The following is a 4,649-nucleotide window of genomic DNA, read 5'->3' on the forward strand; positions in this document are numbered from 1 at the left end:
ACTCCCGTCGCCCGCCCTCCGGGCGGACGACGGGAGTTCGAAGACAGGCCCTCGGGGTTCGGTGGTCAGGGGCGCTCGTAGTCGGCGTAGGAGCCGCTCTGGTGCGTGCCCTGGGGCGGGACGGCGCCGTAGCGGCCGGGGCGGCGGCCGTGCGGGTGCCGGGTCAGGTTGTAGCCGAGGACGCCGGCCAGCGCGGCCAGGAAACCGCCGCCGATCGTCCAGTACCAGCGGCTGTTCCAGCCGGAGAACCAGCCGGTGTACCAGTGGTCCTCGGCCGCCACGGGGGCGGCCGCCTTGGCGGTGCTCGCGCCGCCGCCGGCCGGCGGGACCAGCGGGGCCTTGAGCTCGCCGCCCTCGGGCTGGGCGTTGTCGGCGTCGCCCTTGGCGCTGACGTGCAGCTGGACCGAGGAGGCCAGGCCCAGGTCGGGCTGCGGGACGTCGGTGACCGACAGCCGGACGTAGTACGTGCCGGGCAGCGGGTCGCCGGACCACGGCTCGGCCCAGGTGCGGACCTCACGCAGGGTGCAGCTGAGCGCGAGGGTGGCGGCGTTCTGGTCGCCGGTCGCGTTCTGGGTGCCGGCGGTGCAGGCCTGGCGGCGGCGCAGGCCGTCGAAGACCTCGACGGACCAGGTCTGCGGGCCGTGCCGGTCGGCGGTCGGGGCCAGGTTGACGGTCAGGCCGATCGTCGGGGTCTGGCCCTCGGAGGCGCCGAACGCCCAGTACAGGTAGTCGCCGGTGGAGACGGCGACGTTGGCGTCCTGGCCGGGGGAGAGGTTGACCGCGGTCAGGAAGGAGGTGCCGGCCTTGGTGGCCGGGGCCGGGGTGCCGCTCGCGCTCGCCGACGGGGACGGCGAGGCGGCGGAGGCGGCCGGGGCGCCCAGCGCGAGGGCGGGCAGCAGGGCGAGGGCGGCGAGGGCGCCGCGGATCGTCGTACGCATGGTCAGTTCTCCCGCCAGACGGAGATCCGCCAACGCGCGATCCAGCCGAAGACCAGGCCGAAGAGCAGGCCGGCCAGGGTCAGGGTGAGCAGCAGGATCCAGCCGCGGCCGAGGCCCATCGCGGCGCCCTCGGGGGCGGGCGAGGCGGAGGCCAGGTCGACGGTCAGCTCCACCGGCATGCCGGGGTCGGCCTGGACACCGGACTGCGGGGCCAGCGAGTTGCTGACGACCAGGCAGACGGTGGTCTCCGGCTTGGCGCTCGACGAGGAGGTCGGACTCGCGGTGACGTAACCCTTGGAGTCGTCGGTGGACCAGCGCAGGCCGGTGGAGACGACGTCGGTGCGGGTGCTGCCGGCGTCGGTGCCGCGGACGAGCTCCTGGCCGGCCGCGCTGGTGGCCTGGAGCAGGACGCCGTAGTCGCGGGCCACCGGCCGGTCGAGCGCGACGCTGACCGAGGCGCGCAGTTCCTGGCCGGCCTTGACCGGGACCCGGTAGACGCGGTGCTCGGAGAACTTCTCCCGGTCGCTGTAGACCCCGGGGGCGAGCACCGGGGCGGTCTCGCACTTGTCGGTGCCGGCGGTCTTGACCGGGGCCACCGTGTAGGTGTCGTTGGAGCGGTCGACCAGCTGCTTCACCTTGTCGGTGAGCTGCTCCTGGGTGCGGACGTCGGTGTAGGTGCCGCCGGTCGCGTTGGCGATGCAGAGCAGCTGCTGGCGGGTCTTGTCGTCGTGGGCCAGGCCCAGGGTGTCGACCACCAGGTGGATGCCCTGGGAGGCGAGTTCGCGGGCGACGTCGCACGGGTCGGGCGGGGTGCAGGTGTCCTCGCCGTCGGTGATCAGCACCACGCGGCGGGTGGTCTCGCCCTTGCCGAGGTCCTGGGCGGCGCCGCGCAGGGCCAGACCGATCGGGGTCCAGCCGGTGGGGCGCAGGGTGGCGACGGCGGTCTTGGCCTCGACCTTGTTGGTCTTGCCGACCGGGTAGAGCTGCTTGGTGTCCTGGCAGCCGAGGTTCTTGTCGTTGCCGGGGTAGGTGGCGCCGAGGGTGCGGATGCCGAACTCGGTCTCCGAGGGCAGCGCGTCGATCACGTCGTTCAGCGACTGCTGGGCCACCGAGATGCGGCTCTTGCCCTGGATGTCCCGCTCGTTCATGGAGCCGCTGACGTCCAGGATCAGGTCGACCTTGGGGGCCTCCTTGGGGGCGGGGGCGGCGCCGGCTGGTGGTTCGTCGGCGTGGGCTGGCAGGCCTAGGAGCAGCGAGGCGCCGGTTATCGCCAGGGCGGCCAGCAGGCTGCCGAGCCTGGTCTGTGGTCGTCGTCCGGTATTCACCCGGCCGATCCTAGGGACCATCAGTTCGCCGTGGCCAAACGAGACCGGTCACCGCTCCGGGCCCGCACGGCGTGAACTCCGTCGCGCGCAACGGCTTTCCGGGGTGCGGGGCTCACGCCGGTCCTACCCGGCCGCCGGTAGCGTTCGTGCGCACCGGACGGGAGGCGTGGGGTGCGATGGAGCTGACGGCGGTCGGCAAGCGGTACGGGCGGGGCGGGCGGTGGATCCTGCGTGACGTCCACCTCGCGGTCGGTCCGGGGGAGTTGGTGCGGATCGCCGGGGCGAACGGGAGCGGCAAGTCGACGCTGCTGCGGCTGGTCGCCGGGATCGAGCGGCCGAGCACCGGCCGGGTGGTGCGGCCCGGGGCCGCGGCGTACGTGCCCGAGCGGTTCCCGCCGGCGCTGCCCTTCGACGCCGCCTCGTACCTGCTGCGGGTGGGCCGGGTGCACGGGCTGTCGGCGGAGGTGGCGCGGCGGCGGGCCGGGGAGTGGCTGGACCGGTTCGGCATCGCGGACCGGGCGGGCACGCCGCTGAGCCGGCTGTCGAAGGGCACCTGCCAGAAGGTCGCGGTGGCGCAGGCGCTGATCGCCGAGGCCCCGGTGCTGCTGCTGGACGAAGCATGGACCGGGCTGGACCCGCAGGCCCGGGCGGTGCTGGACGAGGCGGCGGCCGAGCGGGCGGCGGCGGGCGGCGCGGTGCTGTTCGTCGACCACGACCCGGCCCGGCTGGCCGGGCTGACCGGCGCCGCCTACCGGGTCGGTGCGGACGGCGCGCTGCGCCCCGAGGAGACGGCGGTGCCGGTGGCGGGTGGCCCGGTGATGGAGATCGAGCTGGACGTCCCGGACGGCGCCCCGCTGCCGGAGCGGCTGCCGGGGGCGCCGGAGGTGATGGCGCTGGAGGGGACGGCGGTGCGGCTGGCGGTGTCGGCCGGGTACTCGGACGCGCTGCTGCGCGGCCTGCTGCTCGGCCGCCCGGGCGTCCGGGTGCTGGCGGTGCGGCGGCGGGAGGGGGAGCGGTGAGGCGGATCGGAGCGCTGACCCGGTACCACCTGGAGCTGCTGGTGCGCTCGCACGCCTGGCTGCCGCCGTTCCTGGCGTACGCGCTGCTGCTGGTGATCGGGGTGACGCAGGGTGACCCGCTGTTGGGCGGGCTCGGCCTGGGCGCCGGGGCGCTGCTGCCGGTGAGCGCCTGGTACGTGCGGGCCGTGCTGAACGCCGAGCCGCCGGCCTCGCGGGCCTGCCTGGTCGCGGCGACGGGGGCGGCGCGGGTCCACCTGGGCGCGCTGCTGGCGGCGCTGACGGTGGCTCTGCTGCTGGCGGTGGGCGAGGTGGCGGCGCTGTGGTGGGTCAGCGGGGCGGTGGCCGATGCGGGGGCGCGCCGGGATCCGGGCGTCGGCCCGGCGCTGCTGGCCGGGCTGCTGACCTCGGTGGTCTGCGCGCTGCTGGGGGTGGTCGCGGGTGCGCTGGGCAACCGGCCGGTGCTGCTCCGCTCGCCGTACGGGATCCTGGCGACGCTGGGGCTGGCCGCGGCCGCGCTGGTGGTGCCGGGCTCGCCGGCCAACGGGGCGGTGAGCGGCCTGGTGACCGCGGCCCGGACCGGGCTGGTCGCCGTGCCCTGGCCGGAACTGCTGTTCGCCGCGGCCCTGCTGACGGCTGTCGGGGCGGGGACGGCGGCCCTGGCCGGGCGCCGGGCGGAGTGAGGTATCCGCAGAAAACCGGCAATGGCGGACACACCGCAGCGAAGAGCCAATAAATATGGATAGTCCTCGTTAGGGTGACGAATCGGGACACGGGCACCGCCGCGTCGGCGCCCGGACCCGGCCTGCCCGACGCCCTGGAAGGACCCCGCAGTGAGCAACCTCTTCGCGATCGCCTACCCGGACCTCGCCACCGCCCAGGCGGTGCGCAACGAGGCGATCGGGCTGCAGAAGCAGAAGCTGATCGAACTGGAGGACGCGGTCGTCGTGGAGCGCCGCGAGGACGGCAAGATCAAGCTCCACCAGGCGGTCAACACCACCGGTGCGGGTGCCGCGTCCGGCGCGCTGTGGGGCGGGGTCATCGGACTGCTGTTCTTCATGCCGTTCCTCGGTGCGGCGGTCGGCGGGGCGACCGGGGCCGCGGTGGGCGCCTCCACCGACATCGGGGTGGACGACGACTTCATGCGCGAGGTCGGCCGGCACCTGCGGCCGGGCACCGCCGCCGTCTTCCTGCTGGTCCGTACGGCCACCGCCGACAAGGTCGTCCCGGCGCTGGCCCGCTACGGCGGCCAGATCATCCAGACCTCGCTCTCGGCCGCGGCCGAGGCCGAGCTGAAGGCGACCGTCGAGGCTTCCCGGGCCGCCTCCGTCTGACGCCCCGTCCCCACTGCCGCCATCCCGGGGCGGACC

5 protein-coding genes are annotated in these 4,649 nt (G+C 75.0%); 3 read left to right on the forward strand and 2 right to left on the reverse strand.

Annotated features, from left to right (window positions below):
- Window positions 1-65 precede the first annotated feature (65 nt).
- Window positions 66-938 (reverse strand): peptidase, encoded by an 873-nt coding sequence (locus tag J0670_RS30580; protein WP_207815011.1) that lies wholly within the window; start codon window positions 936-938, stop codon window positions 66-68.
- Window positions 939-940: 2 nt separating this feature from the next.
- Window positions 941-2,263 carry a VWA domain-containing protein gene (locus J0670_RS30585; protein ID WP_307806767.1) on the reverse strand — a complete coding sequence of 441 codons (1,323 nt, stop codon included), beginning with the start codon at window positions 2,261-2,263 and terminating at the stop codon, window positions 941-943.
- A gap of 176 nt (window positions 2,264-2,439) precedes the next feature.
- Here J0670_RS30585 and J0670_RS30590 point away from each other — a divergent pair, with 176 nt between their 5' ends.
- The 3 genes from J0670_RS30590 (at window position 2,440) to J0670_RS39625 (ending at window position 4,613) form a co-directional block, all read left to right on the forward strand.
- A complete protein-coding gene (locus tag J0670_RS30590; protein ID WP_207815017.1) occupies window positions 2,440-3,282 on the forward strand; it encodes an ATP-binding cassette domain-containing protein in 843 nt (280 codons plus the stop codon).
- The gene (locus J0670_RS30595) at window positions 3,279-3,962 is read left to right on the forward strand and encodes an ABC transporter (protein WP_243437746.1); all 684 of its coding nucleotides are present in this window, start codon (window positions 3,279-3,281) and stop codon (window positions 3,960-3,962) included. The genes J0670_RS30590 and J0670_RS30595 overlap by 4 nt, the downstream gene beginning before the upstream one ends.
- A 150-nt stretch (window positions 3,963-4,112) precedes the next feature.
- Entirely contained in the window at window positions 4,113-4,613 is a 501-nt protein-coding gene (locus J0670_RS39625; RefSeq protein ID WP_207815015.1) for a DUF1269 domain-containing protein, read from the forward strand.
- Window positions 4,614-4,649: the final 36 nt, after the last annotated feature.

This window comes from Streptomyces sp. FH025 (genome assembly GCF_017427025.1).
Lineage (GTDB): Bacteria > Actinomycetota > Actinomycetes > Streptomycetales > Streptomycetaceae > Kitasatospora.